Source organism: Streptomyces sp. NPDC050388 (assembly GCF_040655635.1).
Taxonomy (GTDB): Bacteria; Actinomycetota; Actinomycetes; order Streptomycetales; family Streptomycetaceae; genus Streptomyces.
The window spans coordinates 1-1,011 of record NZ_JBFAKH010000295.1; the positions used below are offsets into that span (position 1 = coordinate 1).

The 1,011-nt window shown below is 68.1% G+C and carries 1 protein-coding gene; it reads left to right on the forward strand.

Features of this window, described 5'->3' with window-relative positions:
• Nucleotides 1-139: 139 nt before the first annotated feature.
• A complete protein-coding gene (locus tag AB0I73_RS41495) occupies nucleotides 140-967 on the forward strand; it encodes a transposase family protein (RefSeq protein WP_363045549.1) in 828 nt (275 codons plus the stop codon).
• Nucleotides 968-1,011: the final 44 nt, after the last annotated feature.

Sequence of the window (1,011 nt, forward strand, 5' to 3'; positions counted from 1 at the left end):
GAAGCCTTCTCGGCAACGTGACGGTTGCGGTGCGTGATGATGCCGGACGGCGGGATGGCGACTCGGCGTCAGACATGAGTGAAGCCCCTGGTAGGAACGGGTCTGTGAAGATCACGTTCCGTACAACCAGAGGCTCCACGTGGCGTCCAGTATCACCTACACCGCCGTGCTCGATGTCCGCAGGGCAACCGCCGAGCATCTCGCGAAGCTGCTGCGCGGGCACCGCGAGCAGCTCGGGACCCGCAGGGGCACCCGCGCGCTGGGCGTCTTCAAACAGGCGGTGCTCGTGCTGCGCTGGTTCGTCGACGGTACCCGGCTGGTCCAACTCGCCCGGGACAACGGCATCTCGGTACCGACCGCCTATCGCTATCTGCACGAGGGACTGACCGTCCTGGCCGACCACGCGCCCGATCTGTCCACCGCGCTGGAGAGGGCGGCGGCAGCCGGGTACACCCACCTCAACCTGGACGGCACGGTGATCCGCACCGACCGCGTGGCCGCCGCCGGCCCCAACAGTGCGGACCTATGGTGGTCCGGCAAGCACAAGCACCACGGAGGAAACGTGCAGGTCATCGCCGCCCCGGACGGCTGGCCCATCTGGGTCTCCCCGGTCCGCCCGGGCCGCGAGCACGACACCACCTGCGCACGGGCCCACGGACTGGTGGACGCCCTGAACCGGTTCGCCGCCACTCTGGGCATCCCTGCCCTGACCGACCTCGGCTACGAGAACGCCGGGCCCGGCTTCCGCCACCCGGTCAAGAAGCCCAAGGGCGGTGAACTCGCCGAGCCCGACCAGGCGTTCAACGCCGTGATCCGAGGCGTCCACGCTGTCGCCGAACGTGCCAACGCCCTGCTGAAGGTCACTTTCAAGGCCCTGCGCAGGGTCAGCCTCGACCCCGCGGCCATCACCCGGATCGCCCGAGCTGCCCTCGTCCTGCTCCAGCTCGAACACGGTCGCACCGCCTGAACGAAGATCACAAAACGTCACGAGACATTACCGAGAAGAGTTCA